General features: G+C 71.4%; 18 protein-coding genes. 3 read left to right on the top strand and 15 right to left on the bottom strand.

From position 1 onward, the window contains the following. Nucleotides 1-14: 14 nt before the first annotated feature. From araA to FBY22_RS43435, 7 genes are all read right to left on the bottom strand, one after another. Nucleotides 15-1,532 carry an L-arabinose isomerase gene (gene araA / locus FBY22_RS43465; RefSeq protein WP_142154436.1) on the bottom strand — a complete coding sequence of 506 codons (1,518 nt, stop codon included), beginning with the start codon at nucleotides 1,530-1,532 and terminating at the stop codon, nucleotides 15-17. Between the two features lie 21 nt (nucleotides 1,533-1,553). Then, on the bottom strand, nucleotides 1,554-3,245 hold the full coding sequence (araB, locus tag FBY22_RS43460) for a ribulokinase (RefSeq protein WP_142154434.1): 1,692 nt from the start codon (nucleotides 3,243-3,245) through the stop codon (nucleotides 1,554-1,556). 58 nt (nucleotides 3,246-3,303) lie between these two features. Beyond that, nucleotides 3,304-5,349 (bottom strand): RICIN domain-containing protein, encoded by a 2,046-nt coding sequence (locus FBY22_RS43455; protein ID WP_142154433.1) that lies wholly within the window; start codon nucleotides 5,347-5,349, stop codon nucleotides 3,304-3,306. Between the two features lie 94 nt (nucleotides 5,350-5,443). Continuing rightward, nucleotides 5,444-6,964 carry an alpha-N-arabinofuranosidase gene (locus tag FBY22_RS43450; protein ID WP_142154431.1) on the bottom strand — a complete coding sequence of 507 codons (1,521 nt, stop codon included), beginning with the start codon at nucleotides 6,962-6,964 and terminating at the stop codon, nucleotides 5,444-5,446. A 76-nt stretch (nucleotides 6,965-7,040) separates the two neighbouring features. After that, complete coding sequence (locus tag FBY22_RS43445) at nucleotides 7,041-7,943, bottom strand: carbohydrate ABC transporter permease (protein WP_222127844.1); 903 nt, start codon at nucleotides 7,941-7,943, stop codon at nucleotides 7,041-7,043. Then, nucleotides 7,940-8,923: a carbohydrate ABC transporter permease gene (locus FBY22_RS43440; RefSeq protein ID WP_142154429.1), complete on the bottom strand. Its 984-nt coding sequence runs from the start codon at nucleotides 8,921-8,923 to the stop codon at nucleotides 7,940-7,942. The genes FBY22_RS43445 and FBY22_RS43440 overlap by 4 nt, the downstream gene beginning before the upstream one ends. Before the next feature lie 97 nt (nucleotides 8,924-9,020). Further along, nucleotides 9,021-10,373 carry an ABC transporter substrate-binding protein gene (locus FBY22_RS43435; RefSeq protein ID WP_142154427.1) on the bottom strand — a complete coding sequence of 451 codons (1,353 nt, stop codon included), beginning with the start codon at nucleotides 10,371-10,373 and terminating at the stop codon, nucleotides 9,021-9,023. 571 nt (nucleotides 10,374-10,944) lie between these two features. Between FBY22_RS43435 and FBY22_RS43430 the strand changes: the two genes are divergently transcribed. Next, on the top strand, nucleotides 10,945-11,988 hold the full coding sequence (locus tag FBY22_RS43430; protein ID WP_142154425.1) for a LacI family DNA-binding transcriptional regulator: 1,044 nt from the start codon (nucleotides 10,945-10,947) through the stop codon (nucleotides 11,986-11,988). A 333-nt stretch (nucleotides 11,989-12,321) separates the two neighbouring features. Here the strand turns inward: FBY22_RS43430 and FBY22_RS43420 are convergent, their stop codons facing one another. From FBY22_RS43420 to FBY22_RS43390, 7 genes are all read right to left on the bottom strand, one after another. Beyond that, on the bottom strand, nucleotides 12,322-14,016 hold the full coding sequence (locus FBY22_RS43420; protein ID WP_399213001.1) for a GAF domain-containing protein: 1,695 nt from the start codon (nucleotides 14,014-14,016) through the stop codon (nucleotides 12,322-12,324). A gap of 1,367 nt (nucleotides 14,017-15,383) precedes the next feature. Next, entirely contained in the window at nucleotides 15,384-15,680 is a 297-nt protein-coding gene (locus tag FBY22_RS43415; RefSeq protein WP_142154716.1) for an SHOCT domain-containing protein, read from the bottom strand. A 159-nt stretch (nucleotides 15,681-15,839) separates the two neighbouring features. Beyond that, nucleotides 15,840-16,319: a DUF3515 family protein gene (locus FBY22_RS43410; RefSeq protein WP_160159964.1), complete on the bottom strand. Its 480-nt coding sequence runs from the start codon at nucleotides 16,317-16,319 to the stop codon at nucleotides 15,840-15,842. A 314-nt stretch (nucleotides 16,320-16,633) separates the two neighbouring features. Next, nucleotides 16,634-18,073, bottom strand: coding sequence for a HAMP domain-containing sensor histidine kinase (locus tag FBY22_RS43405; protein ID WP_142154418.1), 1,440 nt, complete (start codon nucleotides 18,071-18,073; stop codon nucleotides 16,634-16,636). Then, complete coding sequence (locus tag FBY22_RS43400) at nucleotides 18,074-18,784, bottom strand: response regulator transcription factor (protein ID WP_142154714.1); 711 nt, start codon at nucleotides 18,782-18,784, stop codon at nucleotides 18,074-18,076. Between the two features lie 157 nt (nucleotides 18,785-18,941). After that, nucleotides 18,942-19,544 (bottom strand): FMN reductase, encoded by a 603-nt coding sequence (locus FBY22_RS43395; protein ID WP_142154416.1) that lies wholly within the window; start codon nucleotides 19,542-19,544, stop codon nucleotides 18,942-18,944. Further along, nucleotides 19,541-20,629: an LLM class flavin-dependent oxidoreductase gene (locus tag FBY22_RS43390; protein ID WP_142154414.1), complete on the bottom strand. Its 1,089-nt coding sequence runs from the start codon at nucleotides 20,627-20,629 to the stop codon at nucleotides 19,541-19,543. Before FBY22_RS43390 ends, FBY22_RS43395 begins: the two co-directional genes overlap by 4 nt. Nucleotides 20,630-20,733: 104 nt before the next feature. Here FBY22_RS43390 and FBY22_RS43385 point away from each other — a divergent pair, with 104 nt between their 5' ends. After that, a complete protein-coding gene (locus FBY22_RS43385) occupies nucleotides 20,734-21,540 on the top strand; it encodes a helix-turn-helix domain-containing protein (protein ID WP_142154412.1) in 807 nt (268 codons plus the stop codon). Nucleotides 21,541-21,813: 273 nt separating this feature from the next. Beyond that, nucleotides 21,814-23,223 (top strand): MFS transporter, encoded by a 1,410-nt coding sequence (locus tag FBY22_RS43380; RefSeq protein WP_142154410.1) that lies wholly within the window; start codon nucleotides 21,814-21,816, stop codon nucleotides 23,221-23,223. Here FBY22_RS43380 and FBY22_RS43375 read toward each other — a convergent pair. Next, nucleotides 23,220-24,110 (bottom strand): NADP-dependent oxidoreductase, encoded by an 891-nt coding sequence (locus tag FBY22_RS43375; protein WP_142154408.1) that lies wholly within the window; start codon nucleotides 24,108-24,110, stop codon nucleotides 23,220-23,222. The two genes, FBY22_RS43380 and FBY22_RS43375, sit on opposite strands and share 4 nt — an antisense overlap. Nucleotide 24,111: the final 1 nt, after the last annotated feature.

The raw sequence follows: 24,111 nt of genomic DNA, 5'->3' as shown, positions 1-24,111 counted from the left end.
CGTGGTCTCCTTCGTCACAGGGCCTGGGCGAGGCGGTGGTAGGCGGCGTTCCAGCGGATCTCCTGGGCGAACCGCGCCGTGGTGGTGTTCTCGTCGATGGTGAGCAGTTCGACGCCGGTCATGGACGCGTAGTCGGTGAGCGTCTCCAGATCGACGGCGGAGCTGAGCACTGTGTGGTGCGGGGCGCCGGCCAGCAGCCAGCTCTCCGCCGATTCCGCCAGGGACGGACGTGGCTTCCATACGGCCCGGGCGACCGGCAGGCGGCGCAGGGGTTCGCTGGGGGCGACGACGTCGACGGCGTTGGCGGTGAGGCGGAAGCGGTCGCCGAGGTCGGAGAGGCCGACGACCACGGCAGGCCCTTCGGAGGCGTTGAAGACCAGGCGGACCGGGTCCTCGCGGCCGCCGATGGACAGGGGGTGGATCTCGCAGCGCGGGCGGTCGGCGGCCACGGAGGGGCAGACCTCCAGCATGTGGGCGCCCAGGACGCGCGGGGTGCCGGGGCCGAGGTGGTAGGTGTAGTCCTCCATGAAGGTGGTGCCGCCGGGGCGTCCGGCGCCCATGACCTTCATCGTGCGCAGCAGCGCGGAGGTCTTCCAGTCGCCCTCGCCGCCGAAACCGTAGCCGTCGGCCATCAGCCGCTGGACGGCGATGCCGGGCAGCTGGCGCAACCCGCCGAGGTCCTCGAAGTTGGTGGTGAAGGCAGTGAAGCCGCCGTCGGTGAGGAAGGCGCGCAGGCCGAGTTCGAGGCGGGCCGCGTACAGCAGCGAGTCGTGGCGGATGCCGCCGGGGCGCAGGGCCGGGACGACGTCGTACGACTCCACGTACTCGTCGGCGAGTTCGGCGGCCGCCTTGTCCTCGACGTCGTCGACCACGGCGACCAGGTCGTTGACGGCATAGGTGTTGACGGAGAAGCCGAACCGCAGCTGGGCCTCCACCTTGTCGCCCTCGGTGACCGCGACGTCGCGCATGTTGTCGCCGAAGCGGGCGAGCCGGAGCGTCCGCGAGGCGTGGCGGCCGACGGCGGCCCGGGCCCAGGCGGCGACGCGCCCGATCACCCTCGGGTCGGTCGCGTGACCGGCGACGATCTTGCGGTCGACGCCGACGCGGGACTCGATGTGCCCGAACTCCCGGTCGCCGTGAGCGGCCTGGTTGAGGTTCATGAAGTCCATGTCGATGCTCGGCCAGGGCAGCGACAGGTTGTACTGGGTGTGCAGATGCAGCAACGGCCGGTCCAGGGCACTGAGTCCGGCGATCCACATCTTCGCCGGGGAGAAGGTGTGCATCCAGACGATCACGCCCACGCAGGCGTCGGAGGCGCTCGCCTCCTGGCACATCCGGCGGATCGACTCGGCATCGGTCAGGACCGGCTTCCACACGATCCTGACCGGGACCTTCCCGGGGCGGCCGAGGATCTCGGAGATGCTGCGGGACTGGTCGGCGACCTGGCGCAGCACATCGTCGCCGTACAGGCCCTGGCTTCCTGTGAGGAACCAGATCTCCTGGCTGTCGTAGGGCCTTTCGGAAGTGGTCATGAGGGTTCCCTTCACAGTGGGTCAGGCGGAGGCTTCGGCGCGGATGCGGCGCAGGCGGTGCATGACGTCGTTGGTGCCGCGGCCGAAGTAGTCGTGCAGCACGTGGTACTCGGAGTAGAGGCGCTCGTAGGCCGCCGCCCGCTGCGGGTCCGGCAGGTAGACCCGGCGGTGCACCTTGCCCATGGCGTGGGCCGCGGCGCGGATGTCGGGGTACGCCCCGGCGGCGACGGCGGCGTGCATCGCGGCGCCGAGGGCCGGACCCTGGGTGGAGCCGATGATGCTCAGGGGGCGGCGGGTGACGTCGGCGTAGATCTGCATGAGCAGGGCGTTCTTCGTCAGGCCACCCGCGATGATCAGTTCCGTCACCGGTACGGCGGCGGACTCGAAGGCGTCGATGATGGTGCGGGTGCCGAAGGCGGTGGCCTCCAGCAGAGCGCGGTAGATGTCCTCCGGGCGGGTGGAGAGCGCCTGGCCGATCAGCAGGCCGCTGAGGTCGTGGTCGACCAGGACGGACCGGTTGCCGCTGTGCCAGTCGAGGGCGATCAGGCCGTGTTCGCCCACCTTCTGCCCGGCCGCGAGGTCGGTCAGGTACTCGTGCGGGGTCTGGCCGGCCGCGGCTGCGCGCTCCGCGTACTCGGCGGGCAGGCCCGTGCGGACGAACCAGCCGAAGATGTCGCCGACGCCGCTCTGCCCGGCCTCGTAGCCCCAGAGCCCGGGGAGGATGCCGCCGTCCACGACCCCGCACATGCCGGGCACGACACCCTGCTGGTCGGAGCTCATGACGTGGCAGGTGGAGGTGCCCATGATGGCGACCATCTGGCCGGGTTCCACGGCGACCGCCGCCGGGGCGCTGACATGGGCGTCCACGTTGCCGACGCAGACGGTGATGCCCTCCGGCAGCCCGGTCCAGGCGGCCGCCTCGGCCGTCAACGCCCCTGCTGCGTCGCCCAGTTGACCAATCGGGTGGTCCAGCTTGTCGGTCACGAAGCCGGCGAAGTCCGGGTGCAGCGCCGCCAGATACCCGGGCGACGGGTAACGGCCGTCCTGATACTGGCCCTTGTAGCCCGCCGTGCAGGCGTTGCGGACGTATGTCCCGCACAGCCGCCACACGATCCAGTCGGCCGCCTCCAGCCACCGCTCGGTGCGCCGGTAGACCTCGGGGTCCTCCTCCAGCACCTGGAGGGCCTTGGCGAACTCCCACTCCGAGGAGATCTTCCCGCCGTACCGCTCGAGCCACGGCTCCTTCGTCTCGGCGGCCAGCGCGTTGATCCTGTCGGCCTGATCCTGGGCGGAGTGGTGGCGCCAGAGCTTGACGTAAGCGTGCGGGCGGTTCTCCAGGCCGGGGAGTTCGCACAGCGGTGTGCCGTCGGCGAGGACCGGCAGGACCGTGCAGGCAGTGAAGTCGGTGCCGATGCCGATGACTTGCTCCGGCCGGACTCCGGCGCGGGCGAGGGCCTCGGGTACGGCGTTGCGGAGTACGTCGATGTAGTCCGAGGGCACCTGGAGGGCCCAGTCGGGGGGCAGCCGAGTGCCGTCGGGCAGGGTCCGGTCGAGGACGGCGTGGGCGTAGACGTGCTCCGCCGACGCCAGTTCCGTGCCGTCGCTGACCCGTACCACCACGGCACGGCCGGACAGGGTGCCGAAGTCGACGCCCACGACACAGGGTTCTTCAGACACAGGCGGCCCACCTTTCTCGTTCGGTATTTCAGTCATCGGTCGGAATGCTGGACAGAAGGACGGGGGCCCGGCCGCGACCGGGCCCCCTGGCGGATCAGTTGACCCGCACGACCTGCCACAGTTCGTCATCGGCGCCGTTGTCCGCCGACTGGACGATCAGCGCGCCGTTCGCGGTGGAGGCGGAGGCGACGTCCGCGACCAGGCCGCTCGCGGAGTTGACGAGCTTGAAGTAGCCGCCTCCCGCGTCCGTGAGCGTCCACTTCTGGGAACTCGCGCTGGAGGACGAGTTCTGGACGACGGCCGCCCCCGACGAGGTCGAGCCGTTGTTGTCCAGGAACAGACCGCTGTTGACGTTCTTCACGGTCCACGCCCCGCCGCTCTGCGACTGGAACGACCACAGCTGACAGTTGTTGGCGGTGTTCACCCACTGGCCCGCCTGCTTGCCCGCCGTGGTGGAGGCGCCGGGGATCTCCAGGAACTTGCCGCTGTTCTTGTTGACCAGCCGGTACTGGCCGGTGGACAGGGTGGGCAGTGCGGTCTGGGTGAGGTTCCAGCGCTGGCAGGCGCAGCCGGTGTCGGACCACTGCCCGGCGGCCGTGCCGACGGTGGTGGAGGCGCTGGGGATCTCCAGGAACTTGCTGCTGATCCGGTTGGTGGCGGTGAAGCCGCCCGCCGGGTTCGGGGCGATGGCCCACTCGTGGTCGAGGGTACCGTTGTCGTCCCACTGCAGGACCTTGGCGCCGTTGGCGGTGGACTGGTTCTGCACGCCCAGGACCTTGCCGCTGGCCACGTTGAAGATCTTGAAGTAGCCGGAGGTCTGCTGGACGAACTTCCACTGCTGGTCGGTGGCGTTGTCGGCGTTCTGCTGGGTGGCGCCCACGCCGTTGGTCGTGGAACCGCCAACGATCGTCAGCATCAGATGGCTGTTGGCGTTGGACATGGTGTACGTGGCGCCGTCCGAAATGCCGCCGCCCAGGTCGATCGTGCCGTAGCTGACCGGGTTGAGGCCGGTGCTGGTGAGGTGGCCACCGCTGAGGACCAGCAGGCTGTGGCCGTCGGCCAGCGGGAGCAGGCCTCGGCTGTAGCCGCCGGGGACGGTGGAGGCGATGCGCGTCCAGGTGTTCGCGGCGCCGTTCTGCGTGTTGAGGAACAGGTCGTCGCTGCTGTTGGCGCTGACCACGAGGGTGCCATTGGCTCCGCCGGTGGGCAGCCAGGTGATGTACGGGGAGCTCTTGGGCTGGGTGCCGTCGGTTGCCTTGAGCGCCATGCCGGTGGCGGAGCGGAACGCCTCAGGGTCGGAGGAGACCTTGTAGTAGACGGCGAAACCGCCCTCGGGGGCGCCCCAGAACTCGTACGTCATCACGTAGTTGCCGTTGGGGAGCTTCGCGACCACCGGCATGCCCGGGCGGTCGCCGTACGTCGAGGTGGCGACGTCGTTCACCACGGAACTCCAGGTCAGGCCGTCCGTGCTGACCTGGTGCACGATCTTCTGGCCGTTGTTGGGGTCACGCTGGTCGGAGTAGTACACGATCAGCTTGGAGCCGGACACCATCAGGAACGGCTCCCACACGGGCGTCTGGCCGTTGGTGGGGTCGGCCTTGCCGCCGGTGGCGATGGTGCTGACGTACGACCAGCTGGTGCCATGGTCGGTGCTGGCGTACAGGTCCAGCTCGGTCGAGGAGAGGTCGCTCGGGATGGAGTTGCCGGCAGCGAGGATCGTGCCGGCCGGGAAGTTGCCGACGGCCGTGGGGAGTTCGTACAGGAACGGCTGGTAGCGCATGCCGAAGCCGTTGTGCGTGTCGGTGATGCTGGAGATCTGCGTCCAGTTGTTGCCGTTGTCGGTGCTGCGGTAGATCGGGAAGACCGGGGTGCCCGAGCTGTACTGCTCGAAGGTGGCGAGCAGGGTGCCGTCGGAGGATCCGCTGTACTGCAGGCGCACGGCGCGCGGGTAGAGCGAGCCGGGGGACGGGGCGTTCGACGGCGGGGTGTACATCGTCTGCGAGGCGCGCGAGATGGCGTGCGCCGGGCCGGCTGCGGGCAGGACGAGGGCGACGGCGGCTGCGAGCAGGGCCAGCAGCAGGGTGATCGCCTGGGTGCGGGGTACGGCGCGGAGTATGGCGCCTTCCCTGGTGGTGGACATGGGCGGCTCCCAAGGAACGTCCGGGAAGAGGGGGTGGTGCGGGGCCCGCCGCTTTCCGGGGAGAACAAGGAGCGGCGGGTGTCCGAGGGGTGGGTCAGCCGGCGCGGCGCAGCCGGATGACGTTCCAGGAGACCGGCGGCAGGCTCGCGGTGAGGCGTCCGTCGGTGACGGAACCGGTGCCGGCGGCGTACGGCCGTACCCGGTCGGGGTCGTCCTGGGTGTTGGCGGCGCGGATGTCGGGGTCGCTCAGCACCGAGTGCTCGACCGGCATGTAGCCGGGAAACGAGCGCAGGTCGAGGGCGAGTTCGACGTTCTCGCTCTGGTGCCGGTTGACGGCGAAGACGGTGAGCTCGTCGGCGCCGTCCGCCTCCGCGAGGTGCGTGGCCACGGCGTCGACGACGGAGACCTCGCCGAAACGTTTCGTCTCATACGTCGGTGCCACCGGCTCCACGCGCAGGACCGTCCCGCGGGCGTGCCGGGCGGCCTGGGCGAAGGGGTGGAAGGTGGTCTGCCGCCAGCTGGGACCGCCGGCCTCACTGCGGATCGGGGCGATGACGTTGACCAGCTGGGCGAGGCAGGCGGCGGTGACGCGGTCGCTGTGCCGCAGCAGGCTGATCAGCAGCCCGCCGACGACGACGGCGTCGGCGACGTTGTACTCGTCCTCGATCACGCGCGGGGCGACGGCCCACTCGGTGGGCTTCTCCGCCGCCTCGAAACGGGTGTTGTACCAGACGTTCCACTCGTCGAAGGAGAGGTTGATCCGCTTCTTGCGGCGCAGCTTGGCCCGGATGTGGTCGGCGGTGGCGACCACCGAGTCGACGAAGTGGTCCATGTCGACTCCGGAGGCCAGGAAGCTGCCGAGGTCGCCGTCCAGTTCCTCGTAGTAGGCGTGACAGGAGATGTAGTCGACCTGGTCGTACGCCTCCTCCAGGACCGTGGCCTCCCAGGCGCCGAAGGTCGGCATGGAGGAGCTGGAGCTGCCGCACGCGACCAGTTCGAGCTTCGGATCGATCATGCGCATGGCCCGGGCGGCCTCGGCGGCGATGCGGCCGTACTCCTGGGCGGTCTTGTGGCCGGTCTGCCAGGGGCCGTCCATCTCGTTGCCCAGGCACCACATGCGGATGCCGAAGGGGTCGGGGGCGCCGTTCTTGATCCGCTGGTCGGACCAGGCGGTGCCGCCCGGGTGGTTGCAGTACTCCAGCAGGTCCAGGGCCTCGGCGACGCCCCGGGTGCCGAGGTTGAGGGCCATCATCGGCTCGACGCCGGCCTTCTCGGCCCAGCGGTGGAACTCGTGCAGGCCAAACGCGTTGGTCTCGGTGCTGTGCCAGGCGAGGTCGAGACGGGTGGGGCGGTCGGCGACCGGGCCGACGCTGTCCTCCCAGCGGAAGCCGGAGACGAAGTTGCCGCCGGGGTAGCGCACGGCGGTCACGCCCAGCTCGCGCACCAGGTCCAGGACGTCACGGCGCAGGCCGTCCTCGTCTGCAAGGGGATGGCCGGGCTCGTAGATGCCGGTGTAGACGCAGCGGCCCATGTGCTCGACGAACGAGCCGAAGGTACGGGGACTCACGTCGGCGACGCGGAAGGCGGGGTCGACGGTCAGGGAGGCGTGCAGCATGAAGGTCGCTCCGGGAGGTGCGCGAGAAGAGGGGGGAACGGGCGGGCCCGTCAGGTCAACAGACGGGCGCGCCGGATCACTTGAGACTTCCGACGGTCAACCCGCCGCGCCAGTACCGCTGAAGGAGCAGGAAGGTGACGATCAGCGGCAGGATCGCCACCAGGGAACCCGCGATGACCAGGGTGAACAGCGCGTTTGCGCCGGACTGGATCATCGCCCCCTCGTACCAGGACTGCAGGCCGACGGTGAGCGGGAACAGCTTGTCGTTGTTGAGCATGACCAGCGGTAGGAAGAAGTTGTTCCAGGTGCCGACCATGGAGAACAGCAGCACGGTGACGAGCGCCGGCTTCAGGGTCGGCAGCGCCACCGACCACAGCACGCGCAGCTCGCCGGCCCCGTCCATGCGGGCCGCCTCCAGCAGCTCGTCCGGCAGGGACTCCTGGACGTAGACCCGTACGAGGTAGACGCCGAAGGGGTTGAGCAGCTGGGGCAGGATGACCGCCCACATGGTGTTGGTCAGCGCCACCTTGCTCAGCAGCAGATAGGTGGGGATGGCCAGCGCGGTGGCGGGCACCATGATGGCGCCGAGGAGGCTGGAGAAGAGCAGGTTGCGGCCGGGGAATCGGTACTTGGCGAAGGCGTAGCCCGCGAGGGTCGCCACGGCGGTGGCACCGACGCCGCTGACACCGGCGTAGACCGCGGTGTTGCCCATCCAGCGCAGGTACTCGCCGTCGTTGTACGTGAACAGCTGCTGGAGGTTGGTGAAGAAGGAGCCCGGCGAGTGGAACCAGAGGGCGGCGGTGGAGAACAGCGCGTCGTTGCCCTTGGTGGCGGCGACGACCAGCCACCAGAACGGCAGCAGGAAGTACAGGATCATCGCCACCATCACCACGTTGACGGTGACGCGTCCACGGGCGGCGGACGGACGACGGCCGGTGGCCGGGGCGGCGGTTACGGCGGGTGCGGCGACGGTGGTCACTTCAGTCCGCTCCTCTTGCGCGTGGCGAACAGGAAGAAGTAGGAGCCGATGAAGACCACCGCTCCGAGGGAGAAGGAGATGGCGGCGGAGTAGTTGAACTCCGAGTACTGGAACGCCAGGTTGTAGGCGTACAGGTTCGGCGTGTAGTCCGGTGTGATCACCGAGGAGGCGCTGTGCTCCAGGACCCGCGGCTCCGTGAAGAACTGCAGGGTGCCGATGATGGTGAACATCAGCGCGAGCACCATCGCCGAGGAGATCATCGGGATCTTGATGCGCAGGGCCGTCTGCACCTGGCCGGCGCCGTCGAGCTTCGCCGCCTCGTAGACCTCGCGGGGCAGGCCCTGCAGGGCGGCGTACAGGACGATCATGTTGTAGCCGGTCCACTGCCAGGTCACGATGTTGCCGAGCGAGGTCAGCATCAGACCGTGCGACAGCAGGTCGACCTTGCCGAGGCCGAGCGAGTTACTGATCGAGTTCACCGGGCCGAAGGTCGGGCTGTAGAGGAAGCCCCACATCAGGGCGCCGATCACCGCGGGAACGGCGTACGGCATGAACAGGGTCATCCGGAAGACCTTGGCGAGCTTGCTGGTGACCTCGTCGATGATCAGCGCGCCCAGCAGGGCGAGGCCGAGCATCAGCGGGATCTGCACCACACCGAAGACGACGACTCTGCGCACGCCGGCCAGGAACTTCGGGTCGGTGAAGGTCTGCTGGTAGTTGGCGAACCAGCTGAAGTGGTCGCCGCCGACCAGGGTGGCGGTCCTCAGGCTGAGCCAGAAGGCGTAGCACAGCGGGGCCACCAGGAAGGCCAGGAAGAGCAGGAGGAACGGGCTGACCAGCAGCAGGCCCATGCCCTTGTGCCGGGTGCGGGCGGACAGCCCGCCGGGGCGCCGGCCCGCCACGGGAGTGCGAAGTCCCCTCGCGGGGACGGCACTTGGCGGTGCCGTCGCGGTGGATCCCTGCTGTCGGAGCAGGCTCATCACTTCTCCTTGCGCGTGGTGCGGGCCCCCGCCGGCGGCGGAGCTGTCGGGCGCGGGCGCGCCGACGGGGGCGGTGGGGAGTCGGGACTCGGGCCGGTTACTTGCTGACCTTGAATCCCTGCTTGCCCGCGTAGGAGGTCACCTGCTGCTGGACGTTGTCGTTGACGGACGACCAGGCGGTCTGGCCCTGGAGGGCCTTGCCCACCTCACTGGTGTCGGTGTTGTAGGCGTAGTCCTGGAACGGGCTCCAGTCGAAGGTCGAGATGCCGTTCGCGGCGGGCACGAACACCGAGTTGATCTGCTGGCCGCCGAAGAAGTCGTACTTCTTGGACTTGAAGTACGCCCCGTTGAGGATCGGGTTGGACAGCGGGAAGAGGTAGGCCTGGTCGATGCCGATCTTCCAGGCTGCCTCGGAGGTGCCGAACAGCTCCCGGGCGACCTCCGTGGCCTCCTTGGGGTGCTTGGTCTGCGAGGTCACCGAGAAGCTCGAACCGCCCCAGTCGCCCTGGGCGCCCGCACCCGCCGTCCACTGCGGCAGCGGGGCGACGCGCCACTTGCCGGAGGTCTTCGCGGCGACGCTGGAGAGGTAGCCCGGGCCCCAGCCGGCCGCGATGTAGGTGGCGTACTTGCCGGTGCCGAGTCCGTTGTAGAAGTCGGTGGTGGCGTACGAGGCGGTGTCGACCAGCTTGTTCTTGACCAGGTCGCCCCAGTAGTCGTACACCTTCTTGGCGTTGTCGTCGTTGAGCTTCACCCCGATGTTCGGCAGCTTGCTCGCCGAGTACTTGTAGGGGCGGGAGCCGGCCTGCCACATCAGGCCCTGGCGCCAGCCGGCGGCCGTCTCGTCGCTGCCGAAGTCGGTCATGTAGGCGCTGGGGTCGGCCTTGTGCAGCTTGGCCGCCTCCTCCTTGTACTCCGCCCAGGTGGTCGGCACCTTCAGGTTGTACTTCTTGAAGAGGTCGGCCCGGTACATCATCGCCATCGGGCCGCCGTCGACCGGGATGGCGTAGACGTGGTCGCCGTCGGAGGCCTGGTTCCAGGCCCAGGACACGTAGTTGCCCTTGTCGGCGTTGGCGCCGTACTTGCCCATGTCGAGCAGGCCCTTGGTGAGCTGGATGGTCGGCAGCTCCTGGAACTCCAGCATGACGACGTCCGGGGCGCCCTGGCCGGCCTTCAGCGCGGTCTTCAGCTTGGTGTACTCGTCCTGGCCGACGCCGGCCTGCACCCAGTCGACCTGGACGTCCTTGTGGGTCTTGTTGAACTGGGCCACGACCTGCTTGAACTGCGGGTACCAGGCCCACACCTTGATGTGCACGGGGCCGCTCTGCGTACCGGTGGAGCTGCCGCCACCGCCGCCGCAGGCCGCGAGGAGCACGCCGGCGAGGGCGGCGGAGGTCGCTGCGAACGCTGTTCGACAGACGGAACGGAGCTGGGGCTTTCTGCTGGACGACATGAGCGATCTCCTGGGTGTGGTGCCCGAGGGCAGGACGGAGGACGGGAGGTGCGGGAGGTGCAAGGAGGCGCGCCGGGCACGCGGAGGACCGGCGTGAAGGCGGTGAGCTCGGGTGAAGGGCAGGCGCTTCGGGCGCAAAGCGCTCAGAGAGTTACCCGCCTACGGATGCCGGCGGGCGGACGTCGGTCGACGCGGGAGGGTGGGTGCGTGACGTCGGTGAGGGGGAGACGGCTCGGTGATCAGCGCGGCGGGCGCGCCGGGCAACGGCTCAGACCGCGGTGAGTAAAGAGTGATGCCCGGTCAGGACGGGTGCGGCTCCCGGCCCGTGAGAGGTTGCTGGTCCCACTGCGGCTCCTACTGTTCATCCCCGTGATCGCTCTCGGGGATCCGGTCCGTGGCGCGGCGACGTCACGGACCCTGGGTACTTGATCCGACCGGACCAAGCCCTTCTGCTACGCTCTGCAGCGCTGCAAAAGTGTTAACCGAGAAGTTGCCGCGCTGCAAGAGGCACAGGGGACCTCTTGGAGGAAAATTTCAGCGCTGAAACCGACATCCGGGATGAAGGTGGCATATGGCAAAGGGCGTCACACTCCGCGACGTCGCGGAGCTCGCCGGCGTCTCCAGCCGGACCGTGTCCAACGTGGTCAACGGCTACGCGCCCGTCGCCGAGGCCACCCGTCTCCGGGTTCAGCAAGCCGTGGACAAGCTCGGCTACCGGCCCAACGTTCTGGCCCGCAACCTCGCCGCAGGCCGCTCGGGTCAGATCGCGGTGGTGGTGCCGTACCTGGACACCCCGTACTTCGCCGAACTGCTGCAGGGCATCATCCGTGCGGCCCGGGTCCAGGGCTACAACGTCCTGATCGACCAGACGGACGGCGACGCCGAGCACGAGAAGCTTTTCCTCAGCCGCGGCTCCCAGCACCTGCTCTTCGACGGCGTCATCTTCAGCCCGCTCGGCCTCGCCCAGTCCGACCTGACCGAACGCGACCCGAGCCTGCCTCTCGTCGTGCTCGGAGAGCGGGTCAGCGACGGCAGCTTCGACCACATCGGCATCGACGACGTCGCCGCCTCGCTGGAGGCGACCGAGCATCTGCTCGGCCTCGGCCGGCGCCATGTCGCCGCGATCGGCGACCAGCCCTACCGCACCGGCGAGGCGGCCCAACTGCGCACCCGGGGCTACTGGTTGGCCCACGAGCGGGCCGGTCTGCCCGTCCGCGAGGAACTCGTCGTCTCCACCCCACGCTTCAACCGCGCCGACGGCGCGACGGCCATGGCCCACCTGCTCGACCTGGAGGAACCGCCCGACGCGGTCTTCTGCTACAGCGACCTGGTCGCCCTGGGTGCTCTGCACACCCTGGCCTCCCGTGGACTGCGCGTCCCCGAGGACGTCGCCGTCGTCGGTTACGACGACATCGAGGACGGCCGCTACTCCAATCCGTCCGTCACCACGGTCTCCCCGGACAAGAAGGTGATCGCGGAGACGGCGGTGGAACGACTGCTCAAGCGGATCGGCAGCTCGACCCCCGTCCCGGGCATGGAGATCCGGGCGCCGCACCGGCTGATTCCACGAGCCAGCACCATCGGGCGACAGGCGGCGGCAGCTGACGGGTCGTGAGCATGGGGGCGTATGCGGAGGCCGGTACCTCGCGCCCCGGCCCCCGTCGGCGACTGCGCCTACGACCGCGCATGACAGCGCCAGGAAATACTGAGAGGCCGCGAGGGCACATTCAGGGCACATGAGCCTGGGAAGCGGCGTTGACCCGCGAGAACCACCGAGAGGAGTTTTCCCGGGTCAACTCGCATTCCACGGACAAATCCCAGGTCAGCGCCCTCCCGCCCCCCAATCGCTGCACGAGTGGCAGGACTTCAGCCACCGCTTGCACGAGGCGGGGCACCAGCCGTACTGCCTGGTGTGGCCCTGAGCCCTCCCTGGTCGACCCCTTCTTGATCACTTCGTCGGGCGGGTCCCGGGGTAGGGGCTCAGGGGGACCGTCCACTCGACGTGGGTTCCGGTCGGGGCGCGGGGGGTGATGGCGAGGCTGCCGTCCAGTTCCTCGGCGCGGGTGCGCATGTTGGTCAGGCCGCTGCTGCGGGTGACGTCCGGGCCGATGCCGCCTCCGTTGTCGGCGACGGTCAGGCGCAGGACTCCCTCGGCCGCCGCGACGGCGATCTCCACCGCGGTGGCGTGGGCGTGCCGGGCGGCGTTGGACAGCGCCTCGCGCAGCACGGCCAGCAGGTGGTCCGCGTGCCACGGGGACACGTCGGTGTCGATCAGGCCCGTCATGCGCAGGGCCGGCGGGAAGCCGAGCGTCGTGGTGGCCTCGTCGACCAGCGCGGTGAGCCGGGAGCGCAGCCCGCTCCCGCGGCTGGGCCGGTCCCGGTGCTGGAGACCGAAGATGGTCGAGCGGATGACCTTGATGGTGTCGTCCAGGTCGTCCACGACCCGTTGCAGCCGCTCGGTGGCCTCCGGCCGGCCGCTGACGCGGACGAGGACGGACTGCAGGGTGAGCGCGTCGGCGAACAGCCGCTGGATGACGAGGTCGTGCAGGTCACGGGCGATGCGGTCCCGGTCGCCCAGCAGGGCGAGCTGTTCGGCGTCCCGGCGGTGCTCGGCGATCTCCAGGGCCAGGGCGGCCTGGTCGGCGAAGGACTTCACCATGTCCACCACGGCCTCGTTGAACTGCCCGCCGCCCGGTTCGTTGGCGACCTGCAGCACCCCGCGCACCCGTTCCCTGCCTCCGACCGGCACGAAGAAGCCCGGTCCCAGCGGCACGACGGAGGCGCTGCCGCCGGTGGACCGGGGATCGTCGCTGAGGCCGTCGCTGCTGATGGTCTGCCCGGTCGCGTAGACCTTGGACGCCAGCGAGGTGGCCGTCAGGGCCAGGCCCAGCACGTCCTCGGCCCTGCGCCCGGCGGCCGTCTCCACCACCAGCTCCTCACCGTCCCCGACCGGCAGGGCCAGCGTCACCAGATCCGCCCGGGTCATCTCCCGCACCGTGTCGGCCAGTGACCGCAGGATCCGCGTGGGAGGCTCCCCGGACAGCAGGGCGCGGGTGAGATCGGCGCCGGCGGCCAGCTGCCGCTCGCGGTGCCGGCTCTCGTCGTACAGGCGTGCGTTGTCGATGGCCACCCCCGCGGCGGCCGCCAGGCTGCGCAGCACCGCCTCGTCCTCGGCGTCGAACTGCCGTCCGTCCCGCTTGTCGGTCAGGTACAGATTGCCGAAGACCCTGTCCCGCACCTGCACGGGAGCGCCGAGGAAGGTCCGCATGGGCGGGTGTCCCGAGGGGAATCCGACGGCGTCCGGATGGGCGCCGAGCTCCTCCAGCCGCAGCGAGTGCGGTTCGCGGATCAGCAGGCCGAGGATGCCGTGCCCTTCCGGGTAGTGCCCGATCCGCGCGATCGTCTCCTCGTCCATCCCCACGGTGATGAACTGCCGGATGCGCCCTTCCTCGCCCAGCACGCCCAGCGCGCCGTACTCGGCGTCCACCAGCTCCACGGCGGACTGCACGATCCGCCGCAGCAGGTCCCCGAGTTCCAGGTCGCTGCCGATCGCCACGACGGCGTCCAGCAGGGTCTGCATCTGGTCCCGGCTGTCGCGCACCCGCTGGACATGCTCCTGCAGCTCGGACAGGAGTACGTCCATTCTCAGCCCGGGCGCCGAGCCGTCACCGCCTCTGCCCGTTCGGTCGTTCACCGCGCCGCCCTTCACACCCACACCGGCATACGCCTCCAGCATGCCCGTATCTCCCTACGCTCGCCCAATACCACCCATGCCGGCTCGCCAACCGTCGGCGCGAAGCGCCCGGTTTCCCGTGCCCCGCCATCGGCACGAAGTGCCCGGCTCTCCGCTCCCCCCATCGGCACCAAGCACCCGGATGTCGCACGAAGCGCCCGGATGTCCGCGCCCCCGCCGTCGGCACGAAGCGCCCGGATGCCCGCTCCCCGCCATCGGCGCAAAGTGCCCGGATGCCCGCTCCCCGCCATCGGCGCGAAGTGCCCGGGTTTCCGCTCCCCCGCCGTCGGCGCGGAGCGCCCGGGTTTCCCGTGCCCCGCCATCGGCGCGAAGTGCCCGGCTCTCCGCGCCCCCTCCATCGACACCAAGCACCCGGATGTCGCACGAAGCCCCCGGATGTCCGCGCCCCCGCCATCGGCGCGGAGCGCCCGGGTTTCCCGTGCCCCGCCATCGGCGCGAAGTGCCCGGCTCTCCGCTCCCCCGCCGTCGGCGCGGAGCGCCCGGATGCCCGCTCCCCGCCGTCGGCACCAAGCACCCGGGTTTCCCTTGCCCCGCCGGGGCAACCCGAGGGGGAACCGTACGGACGGCGCCGGCCCCGGGGTGCCGCCGTTCCGCCTGGGGTGGGGAGAAGGTCATGAAGGCGCTCGCGTACCACGGCTTTGGGCAGTGCTGCCGGGAGGACGTCTCCGCCGGGCGACCTCCCGGTCCCCGCGAGGTCGATGCCGGCGTCCGGTGACCGGCCCGTGTTCGCGCTCGCGCTCGCGACACCGGTCGTCCTGCTGGGCATGTTGATGGGGATGTCCGCCTTCGAGGACTGGCTCTTCCCCCGGTCGCCGGGCCGCACCGCGCCTCCGGCGCCCGCCGCGGCGGGAGGCGCCGCGTCGGACCGGCGGTCACCGCATGCCGCGGGGCCCGTGCCCGCGCCCCGCGTCGGGGACGTACAGCACGCCCCCGTCGCCAACCCGCCTCGTGACCGGGCCCCCCGTCACCGCGCCGGAGGCCGGCGGCGCCGGACTCTTCCCGCGCGGGCGGCCATGTCCGGCGGTGGGCACCGACGCCTCCTGCGGCGACCGCCCCGGCCCGAGACGGCCGGGCGTCCGATCCCGTCGTAGACCAGAACAGCGTCATGGCACCCGCGACTGCGCGGAAGCCTCCGCCTGCTTCAGCGGTGCGGCGTCGGCGCCGAGGCCCGATCGCGAGGTCGACCGCGGCCGCGTCGACGCACGTCAGCCGGGCTGCCTCCGCCGGGGACGCCCGCGGGGCCCGCCCGGGCGGTGTCAGCTCTTGCTGAGCCGTGGCCCGCTGTCGTCCGTGCCGTGCAGCACGGCCAGGCGGTGACGGTACTCGTCCTCGTCGATCTCGCCCCGCGCGAACCGCTCGGCGAGCAGCTGCTCGGCGGTGGACCTCGCCGGGCCGCGTGGCGGGGTCCCGGTGGACGTCGGGGAGTCGTCCGACCGGGCCAGGGCGCGGAAGAGCAGGACGCCGAGCGCGATGAGCACGGCCCAGAAGAGGATCATGCCGACCGACATCGTGAACCAGCCCCACCCGCTGACTTGGTGGTCATACCAGAACATCACGGCACTCACCCTCTCGCGGCCGGACCGCCACGGACCGGACACCCGCGACCGCTGCCCGACGTCTCATCCCCACCATCCCGCCCACCCGGGGCACCGGGATGGGCCGGTGGGGACAGCGCCCCGGGCCGATGGGCCCTCCCGCGCGGTCCGGCGGTCTCAGCCGGACAGGGGGACGTCGTCGTCGCCGATGCACTTCCCGTGCTGCGTGACCGGGTCGACCACCCGGCTCATCGCCACCAGCACCTCGTCCGTGCCGGCGAACCGGCCGGAGATCGTGACCTCGACGGCGGGGTCGCGGCCGTAGGTGACGAGGACCCTGCGGGTGCTTCCGGGCCTTGCCGGGCGCCACACCCAGTCCACGCCGTCGACACTCAGGCAGGCGTCCGTCGTCGGGGCGGGTGGCTCGACGCCGCACCGTGCGGTGACCTCGCCGCCGCCCCATACGCCGACGCCGGGCAGCGAGGTGCCGTCCCGGCGCCGCCCGCCGACGCCGTCCGGGTACGCCCGCGCGATCCGCGCGCACTGCGGTGTGCCGCCCGCGGAGGCGGCCTCGATGCCGAAGTCCGGCGCGCTCACCTCACGCGCCACGAGCACACCCCCGACGACGACCCCGATCCCGCCCACCACAGCGGCCACCCGCCGCCCACCCCGCAAGCCCCTCACAACCCCGATCCTCCCCCACGGCCGACCCACCGCGCCGAACAGGAAGTCTCCCACCGGCACCGTCCCCGCCCCTCACCGCCGTGTCTCCGCACGCGTGCGAGGAACCGCCGTCCCGAGTCCTCGCCTCGGCCCACCGGGTCCCGTCCCCGCCCCTCACCGCCGTGTCTCCGCACGCGTGCGAGGAACCGCCGTCCCGAGTCCTCGCCTCGGCCCACCGGGTCCCGTCGCCCCCCAACGTCCGGAGCGCCGCCGACCCGGCGCCCCACTTCGGCCACCGGCCCTCCCTCTCACCCTCCGTCGCGCACCCCACCGGTGGGAATGCCGCCGACGGTGAAGCCGATCACCGCGCCGCCTCCGTCGCGTTGCAGGGCGAAGGGGGCGCCGCCGTGGGCCATGGCGACCTCGCGGACGATCGACAGGCCCAGTCCGGAGCCCGGCAGGGACCTCGCGTCGGCGGCCCGGTAGAAGCGGTCGAAGATGCGGATGAGGTCGGGGCCGGCGACGCCGGGGCCGCGGTCGAGGACCTCGACGCGGACGGTGCCGGGGCGGGCGGGGCCGTGGACGGCGATCTCGATGGGGCCCTTGCCCTCCCGGTCGAACTTGGCCGCGTTCTCGACGAGGTTGGACAGCGCGCGGGTCAGCATGCCGGGCCGGCCGTCGGTCGTGGTGTCGCCGCTCGCGCGGACGGTGATGTCGCGGCCGGTGCGGCGCCGCGCCAGCCCGGCGACGTCCTCGGCGATGTCGGCGAGGTCCACCCGCTGGGGCGGCTCGGTGTCCGACTGGCCGGCCGCCAGGTCCACCAACTCGTTGACCAGGTCGGTCAGTTCGCGGGCCTCCTGGCCGAGGTCGGCGACGAGTTCCTCGCGGGTGGCGGGCGGCAGCTCGTCGATGCGGCGCAGCAGGGAGATGTTGGTGCGCAGCGAGGTCAGGGGGGTGCGCAGCTCGTGGCCCGCGTCCTGGACCAGCCGGCGCTGGTCCTCCTCGGACTGGGCCAGCCTCCCCAGCATGCGGTCGAAGGCGCGGCCGAGGCGGCCCACCTCGTCGTAGCCGGCGACCGGTACCTCGATGCCGAGCTGCCGGGTGCGGGCGACGTCCTCCGCGGCCGAGGTCAGGATGATCAGGCGGCGGGTGATGCGCCGGGCCAGCCACCAGCCGAACAGACCGGCGGCCGTGACGACCGCGCCCATGAGGATGAGCGTGCGCTGCTGCAGGGCCCGCAGCAGGTCCTCGGTGTCGCTGAACTCCTGCGCGACCTGCACCGCGCCCCGCCCGGTGCCGAGGGAGACGGTCGCGATGCGGTAGACGTCCGCGTCGACGTTGACGTCCTTGTGCTCGATCATCTTCCCGGCCGCCCGGGCGGCCGCGATCCGGCGGTCCTTGGCGATGACCGGCAGCCCCGGGCTCCCGGAGTCGACGACCTTCCCGTCCGGCCCCAGCACCTGCACGTCCGTCCGTGCCGGACGGACGATGTCGTGTCCCGGCGCCGAGGAGGAGAAGTCGTCCGGGGTCATCCGGTGCTGGCGCACCTCGTCGCGCAGGTCCTGCACCACCTGGTCGAAGACGGACTCCTGGTCGACCCGGACCAGCCGCGCGGCGGCGTTGTACGACAGCACGCCGACCAGCACGGTGACGGCCGCGGTGACCGTCGCGAACGACACGGCGAACGTGGTGCGCAGGGAGACCAGCCCGGGCCGCCGTCTGGCCAGCAGCCGCCTGAGCCGGCCCACTCAGTCCTCCCGCAGCACGTAACCCACGCCACGGACCGTGTGGATGAGCTGTGGTGCGCCGGGCTCGTCGAGCTTGCGGCGGAGGTAGCCGACGTAGACGGCGAGGTTCTTGGAGCCGGGGCCGAAGTCGTAGCCCCAGATACGGTCGTAGATCGTCGAGTGGTCGAGGACTATGCCCGCGTTGCGTACGAGCAGTTCCAGCAGCTCGAACTCGGTGCGGGTGAGCTCCAGCTCGCGTTCCCCGCGCCAGGCGCGCCGCGCCTGCACGTCCATGCGCAGTCCGGCCGCCTCGATCTGCCGGTCGACGGAGGCGGGCGGGACCTCCTTCGGTACGTCGGCGACGGCGCCGTTGTCGGGGGCCGTCCGGCGCAGCAGGGCGCGCAGCCGGGCGAAGACCTCCTCGACGTCGAAGGGCTTGACGACGTAGTCGTCGGCGCCCGCGTCCAGGCCGGCGATGCGGTCCGCGGTCTCGACGAGCGCGGTGAGCATCAGGATGGGGGTGCGGTCCCCCTCGGCGCGCAGCACCCGGCAGACCTGGAGGCCGTCGATGCCGGGCATCATCACGTCGAGGAGGAGCACGTCGGGTGGGGTGCGGTGGGCCTGCGCCAGCGCCTCGACGCCGTCGGCGACCGCGGTGACCTGGTAGCCCTCCAGGGTCAGGGCGCGTTCCAGGGCGTGACGGATGGCGCGGTCGTCTTCGGCGAGCAGCACAGTTTGGGGCACGGGACCAGTTTGCCAAGCACGGCCGCTGTTCAGCCGGGTGAGCTGCGCTACCATCGGCCTTTTTTACCGCGCTCTCACCGTCACAGAGGCAACCGCGACCCTACGCCTACCGTCTTCTCACCGTAGGTCGCGGGCCGCCCCGGCCTCACACGGCGGACGGGCCGGCCGGCTGCAGCGCCGCCAGTTGCTGCGCGAACGGCACCACCTCGAGGTCGTCCTTGGCGGGCCGTGCCGCCGACAGCCCCGTCATCAGCGCGGCCAGTTCGCCCGCCGCCCGCTCGACGCGTCCCTCCAGCCCTTCCGCGCCCCAGTCCTCGGACGCGGCGTAGACCCCGGTGGGCACGACCACGGCCCGCAGGTAGGCGAACAGCGGGCGCAGCGCGTGTTCCAGCACCAGCGAGTGCCGGGCCGTACCGCCGGTCGCCGCGATCAGTACCGGCATGCCCTCCAGCGCGTCCTTGTCGAGGACGTCGAAGAAGGACTTGAACAGCCCGCTGTAGGAGGCGGAGAACACCGGGGTGACGACGATCAGTCCGTCGGCGCTCGTCACGGCGTCCTGCGCGGCGGACAGGGCGCGGCCCGGGAACCCGTTGGTGAGGTTGTGCGCGATCTCCACGGCGAAGTCGCGCAGCTCGACGACCTCGACCTCGACCGGGGTGCGCCGGTCGACGGCCGCGGCCAGCCGGTCGGCCAGCAGCCGGGTGGACGAGGGCACGCTCAGCCCCGCCGAGACGACGACGAGCTTCATACGGTGGTCTCCTTCCGTGCGGCGGCGAGCAGGGACGTGTGCGTGGGCGCCTCGGGCGCGTCGGCCGGGCGGCCGACCGCGAACTCCTTGCGCAGTACCGGCACGACCTCTTCGCCAAGCATGTCGATCTGCTCCAGGACGGTCTTCAGCGGCAGCCCGGCGTGGTCGACGAGGAACAGCTGGCGCTGGTAGTCACCGGCGTACTCCCGGAAGGCCAGCGTCTTCTCGATCACCTGCTGCGGGGAGCCGACGGTCAGCGGGGTCTGGTCGGTGAAGTCCTCCAGGGAGGGCCCGTGGCCGTAGACCGGGGCGACGTCGAAGTAGGGGCGGAACTCGCGCACCGCGTCCTGGGAGTTCTTCCGCATGAACACCTGGCCGCCGAGGCCGACGATCGCCTGTTCGGGCGTGCCGTGGCCGTAGTGCGCGTACCGGGTCCGGTACAGCTCGACCATGCGCTTGGTGTGGTCGGCGGGCCAGAAGATGTTGTTGTGGAAGAAGCCGTCGCCGTAGTAGGCGGCCTGCTCGGCGATCTCCGGCGAGCGGATGGAGCCGTGCCAGACGAAGGGCGGTACGCCGTCCAGCGGACGCGGGGTGGAGGTGAAGCCCTGCAGCGGGGTGCGGAACTTGCCCTCCCAGTCGACGACGTCCTCGCGCCACAGGCGGCGCAGCAGCGCGTAGTTCTCTATCGCGAGGTTGATGCCCTGGCGGATGTCCTGCCCGAACCAGGGGTAGACCGGGCCGGTGTTGCCGCGGCCCATCATCAGGTCCACCCGGCCGTCGGCCAGGTGCTGGAGCATCGCGAAGTCCTCGGCGATCTTCACCGGGTCGTTGGTGGTGATGAGGGTGGTGGAGGTGGAGAGGATCAGCTTCTCCGTCTGGGCCGCGATGTAGCCGAGCATGGTCGTCGGGGACGAGGGGACGAACGGCGGGTTGTGGTGCTCGCCGGTCGCGAAGACCTCCAGGCCCGCTTCCTCGGCCTTCAGCGCGATGGCGACCATGGCCTTGATCCGCTCGCGCTCGGTCGGCGTACGGCCCGTCGTCGGGTCCGGCGTGACATCGCCGACGCTGAAGATCCCGAACTGCATGGTCGCTCAACCTCCAAGTTGTTGACCGTTAAACTATACCGTCGAACGAGGGCCGGGCTCCCGGTATTCCGCGCGTTGTCAGTGCCCCGTCCTACGATCCGGACATGGCCGCCCCACGCCGTGACACCCGAGGCATCGTCGGCGCCGCGGACTTCCTCGCGCGCGTGGACTTCCGCCGCCCGGACGCCGCCGAGCCGCTGAGCAGGTACGTCGAGCACTACTGGCTGATCGACTGGGACCTGCCCGAGCCGTACGTCTCGCACGTGGTCCCGCACCCGGCCGTCCACGTCGTCTTCCAGCGGTTCGAGGGGCAGGAGCCCTTCGTGGAGGTCGCCGGTGTCCAGCACGGCCTGTTCACCCAGAAGCTGGAGGGGCGGGGCCGGGTCTGCGGCGTCAAGTTCCGCCCGGGCGCCTTCCGTCCCTTCGCACCGGACAGGCCGGTGAGCGAGTGGACGGGCCGCCGGGTCCGCTCCCCCGCGGTCTTCCCGGACGCCGACCTCGCGGCGGTCCTGGCTCCCGACGACGAGACGGCCCGCGTCGCCGCCCTCGACGCCTTCCTCCTCGCCCTGGACCCACGGCCCGACCCTCAGGCCGATCTCGCCACGGCCCTGGTCGAGCGGGCGCGCACCGACCGCGGCATCCGCCGGGTCACCGAGCTGGCCCGGACCGAGGGCATGTCCGTACGACTCCTGCAGCGCCTGTTCGCCGGGTACGTCGGCGTGGGCCCGAAGTGGGTCATCCTGCGCTACCGCATCCACGAGGCCCTGGAGCGCGCCGAGACGGCGGACCGCATCGACTGGGCGTCACTCGCCGCCGACCTCGGCTACGCCGACCAGGCCCACCTGGTACGGGACTTCACGGCAACGGTGGGCGTGCCGCCGGCGGCATACGCAGCACAGGGCCTGCACTGACCCGCAGCCGCCGAACGCGCTCGACGGCCTCGGCCGACCCCGCACCCGCGCGACAGCGCTCCCCCACCCCGCCCGGCCCAGCACCCACCGACTGCCCTTGACCGCCGCAGCCGACCTCGCCCCGCCCAAGCGCTGGACCAGCCCGAAGGGCCCTCCGCCGCGTCATGCGGCCCGGCGCACTCCTCTGCGCTCACTGCGCTCGGCCGAACCGGTCGTCCCTTCCCCGCGTAAACCGCTTGACCGTCCCGGCTCGTCGCTCGCTATTTTAGCTGCGTGACACAGATTCTTCGTAACGCAGTTAATGGCCCGCCGCTGACCTCCCGCGCCCGCTGGGCCGTCCTCGCGGTGGTCCTCGCCGCAGACGTCCTCGACCTCCTTGACGCGACCATCACCAACATCGCCGCACCGACGATCACCCGGGACCTGGGCGGGGGCGCCGGCCTCGTGCAGTGGCTCGGCGCCTCCTACGCGCTCGCCCTCGGCGTGCTGCTCGTGCCCGGCGGACGGCTCGGCGACCGGTACGGACGCCGCCGGCTCTTCCTGACCGGACTCGCCGGCTTCGTCGCGGCCTCCCTGGCCTGCGGGCTGGCCCCCGGCCCGGCGGCGCTGGTCGTCGCCCGGCTCGTGCAGGGCGCCTTCGGGGCGCTCGTCATCCCGCAGGGTTTCGGCATCCTCGGCGCGACCTGGCCCCGCGACCGGATCGGAACGGCGTTCAGCCTCTTCGGGCCGGTCATGGGCCTGTCCGCCGTCGGCGGGCCGATCCTCGCCGGGTTCCTGGTCGACGCCGACCTCGCCGGTCTCGGGTGGCGCCCCATGTTCCTGATCAACCTGCTCCTGGGTGGCGGCGCCCTCATCGCCGCCGCCCGTCTGCTCCCCCGGGACCGCGGCGACGCGTCCGTCGCCGTCGACGGTCCCGGCTCCGCCCTCCTCGCGGGCGCCATGCTGGGCCTGCTCGGCGGGCTGATCGACGGCTCGGACGGCGGCTGGGGAACCCGGCCCCTCGCCCTGCTCCTCGCCGGCCTCGCCCTGTTCGCCGCCTTCTGCCGGCGCCAGCGCACGGCCCCCGAACCACTGATCCGGCCGAGCCTGCTGCACAACCGCGGCTTCACCTCGGGCCTGGTCCTCGGTGTCCTCGCCTTCGCCGCGGTCGCGGGCCTGCTCTACACCGTCTCCCTCTACCTCCAGCGCGGCCTCGGCCGCTCCCCCGCGGGCACCGCGCTCGGCCTGATCCCCCTGTCAGCCGGGATCGTCGTCGCGTCCATCGCCTGCTACCGCCTGATCCACCGCCACGGCCGCCGACTGGTCGTCGTGGGGCTGCTGTCGATCCTCGCCGGCTGCGGCTGGCTGGCCCTGGCCGCCGAGGGGTCCGCGTGGGCCCTCGTCCCGCCGCTCCTGCTCGTCGGCCTCGGCATGGGCACCTGCTTCGGCACCGTCTACGACGTCACCATCGGCGACATCGCCCCCGAGGAGGCGGGCAGCGCGAGCGGCTCGCTCAACGCCGTGCAGCAACTCGCCAACGCCGTCGGGGCGGCGGCCGTCACCACGGTCTACTTCCACACCGTCGGCGGCGGCGAGACCCACGCCCTGTACGCGAGCCTCACCGCCGTCGCCGCGTCCCTCATCCTGTGCCTGCCCCTCGTACGCCTGCTGCCCCGCAAGGCCCCGGCCGAGCAGCACCACTAGGGGACCAGCACCAGCCGCCCCCGGAAGCCGCCCTCCGCGAGGCGGGCGTGGGCCTTGGCCACGTCGTCCAGGGGGTAGGTCTCCGCGACCCGGAGGGTCAGCACGCCCTGGTCCACCAGCGCCGCGAGCTCGGCCAGGCGGGCGCCGTCGGGGCGGACCGCGACGGACGTCGTCCGCACCCCGCGCACCGAGGCCGGCTCCCCGCCGGGCCGTACACCGACGTAGGCGCCGCCGTCCCGCACCCACTCCAGGGCCGCCTCCCCGAGCACCGCGGCGTCCAGCACGGCGTCGACGGTGCCCGCTCCGACGGGACCGGAGGTGAAGTGCGCGGCGCCCAAGGACCGTACGAGCTCCTCGTCGCCCGCCCTGGCCTGCGCGGTCACCGACACCCCCCGGCGGGCGGCGAGTTGGACGGCGAAGCCGCCGACCGCGCCCGCCGCGCCGGTGACCAGCAGGGACTGTCCCTCGCTCAACTCCAGCAGGTCCAGGGCCTGTGCGGCGGTCAGGGCGTTCAGGGGCAGCGTCGAGGCATGCACGGCGTCGACCGTGACGGGCGCCTTCGCGACCGCGTCCGTGTCGACGACGACGTACTCCGCGTGCGTGCCCACCGGCCGCACCATGCCGGGATCGAGGGCCACCACCCGGTCGCCTGCGCTCCACGCCGTGGCCACGCCCGTCGTGTCCACCGTCCCGGCGACGTCCCAGCCGAACCCGATCTGCTTGCCCGCGCCTCCGAAGAACCCCTCCCGCACGCCGGCGTCCACCGGGTTCAGCGTGGCCGCCGCGACCTTGATCCGTATCTGCCGCGCCCCCGGCTCGGGCAGTTCGGTCTCGACGACCTCGACGGCCTCGGGCCCGCCGAACGTCTGCACCACTGCTGCACGCATC

Origin of the sequence: Streptomyces sp. SLBN-31 (assembly GCF_006715395.1) — a bacterium.
GTDB lineage: Bacteria > Actinomycetota > Actinomycetes > Streptomycetales > Streptomycetaceae > Streptomyces.
Note: the sequence above shows the minus strand (reverse complement) of the source record. Positions and strands in the feature narration are given on the sequence as shown.

Excerpts from the sequence above, each read along its gene's own strand:
- araA (WP_142154436.1), bottom strand. The coding sequence starts at position 1,532 with ATGACCACTTCCGAAAGGCCCTACGACAGCCAGGAGATCTGGTTCCTC.
- araB (WP_142154434.1), bottom strand. The coding sequence starts at position 3,245 with ATGACTGAAATACCGAACGAGAAAGGTGGGCCGCCTGTGTCTGAAGAA.
- FBY22_RS43455 (WP_142154433.1), bottom strand. The coding sequence starts at position 5,349 with ATGTCCACCACCAGGGAAGGCGCCATACTCCGCGCCGTACCCCGCACC.
- FBY22_RS43450 (WP_142154431.1), bottom strand. The coding sequence starts at position 6,964 with ATGCTGCACGCCTCCCTGACCGTCGACCCCGCCTTCCGCGTCGCCGAC.
- FBY22_RS43440 (WP_142154429.1), bottom strand. The coding sequence starts at position 8,923 with ATGAGCCTGCTCCGACAGCAGGGATCCACCGCGACGGCACCGCCAAGT.
- FBY22_RS43435 (WP_142154427.1), bottom strand. The coding sequence starts at position 10,373 with ATGTCGTCCAGCAGAAAGCCCCAGCTCCGTTCCGTCTGTCGAACAGCG.
- FBY22_RS43430 (WP_142154425.1), top strand. The coding sequence starts at position 10,945 with ATGGCAAAGGGCGTCACACTCCGCGACGTCGCGGAGCTCGCCGGCGTC.
- FBY22_RS43420 (WP_399213001.1), bottom strand. The coding sequence starts at position 14,016 with ATGGACGTACTCCTGTCCGAGCTGCAGGAGCATGTCCAGCGGGTGCGC.
- FBY22_RS43415 (WP_142154716.1), bottom strand. The coding sequence starts at position 15,680 with ATGTTCTGGTATGACCACCAAGTCAGCGGGTGGGGCTGGTTCACGATG.
- FBY22_RS43395 (WP_142154416.1), bottom strand. The coding sequence starts at position 19,544 with ATGAAGCTCGTCGTCGTCTCGGCGGGGCTGAGCGTGCCCTCGTCCACC.
- FBY22_RS43390 (WP_142154414.1), bottom strand. The coding sequence starts at position 20,629 with ATGCAGTTCGGGATCTTCAGCGTCGGCGATGTCACGCCGGACCCGACG.
- FBY22_RS43385 (WP_142154412.1), top strand. The coding sequence starts at position 20,734 with ATGGCCGCCCCACGCCGTGACACCCGAGGCATCGTCGGCGCCGCGGAC.
- FBY22_RS43375 (WP_142154408.1), bottom strand. The coding sequence starts at position 24,110 with ATGCGTGCAGCAGTGGTGCAGACGTTCGGCGGGCCCGAGGCCGTCGAG.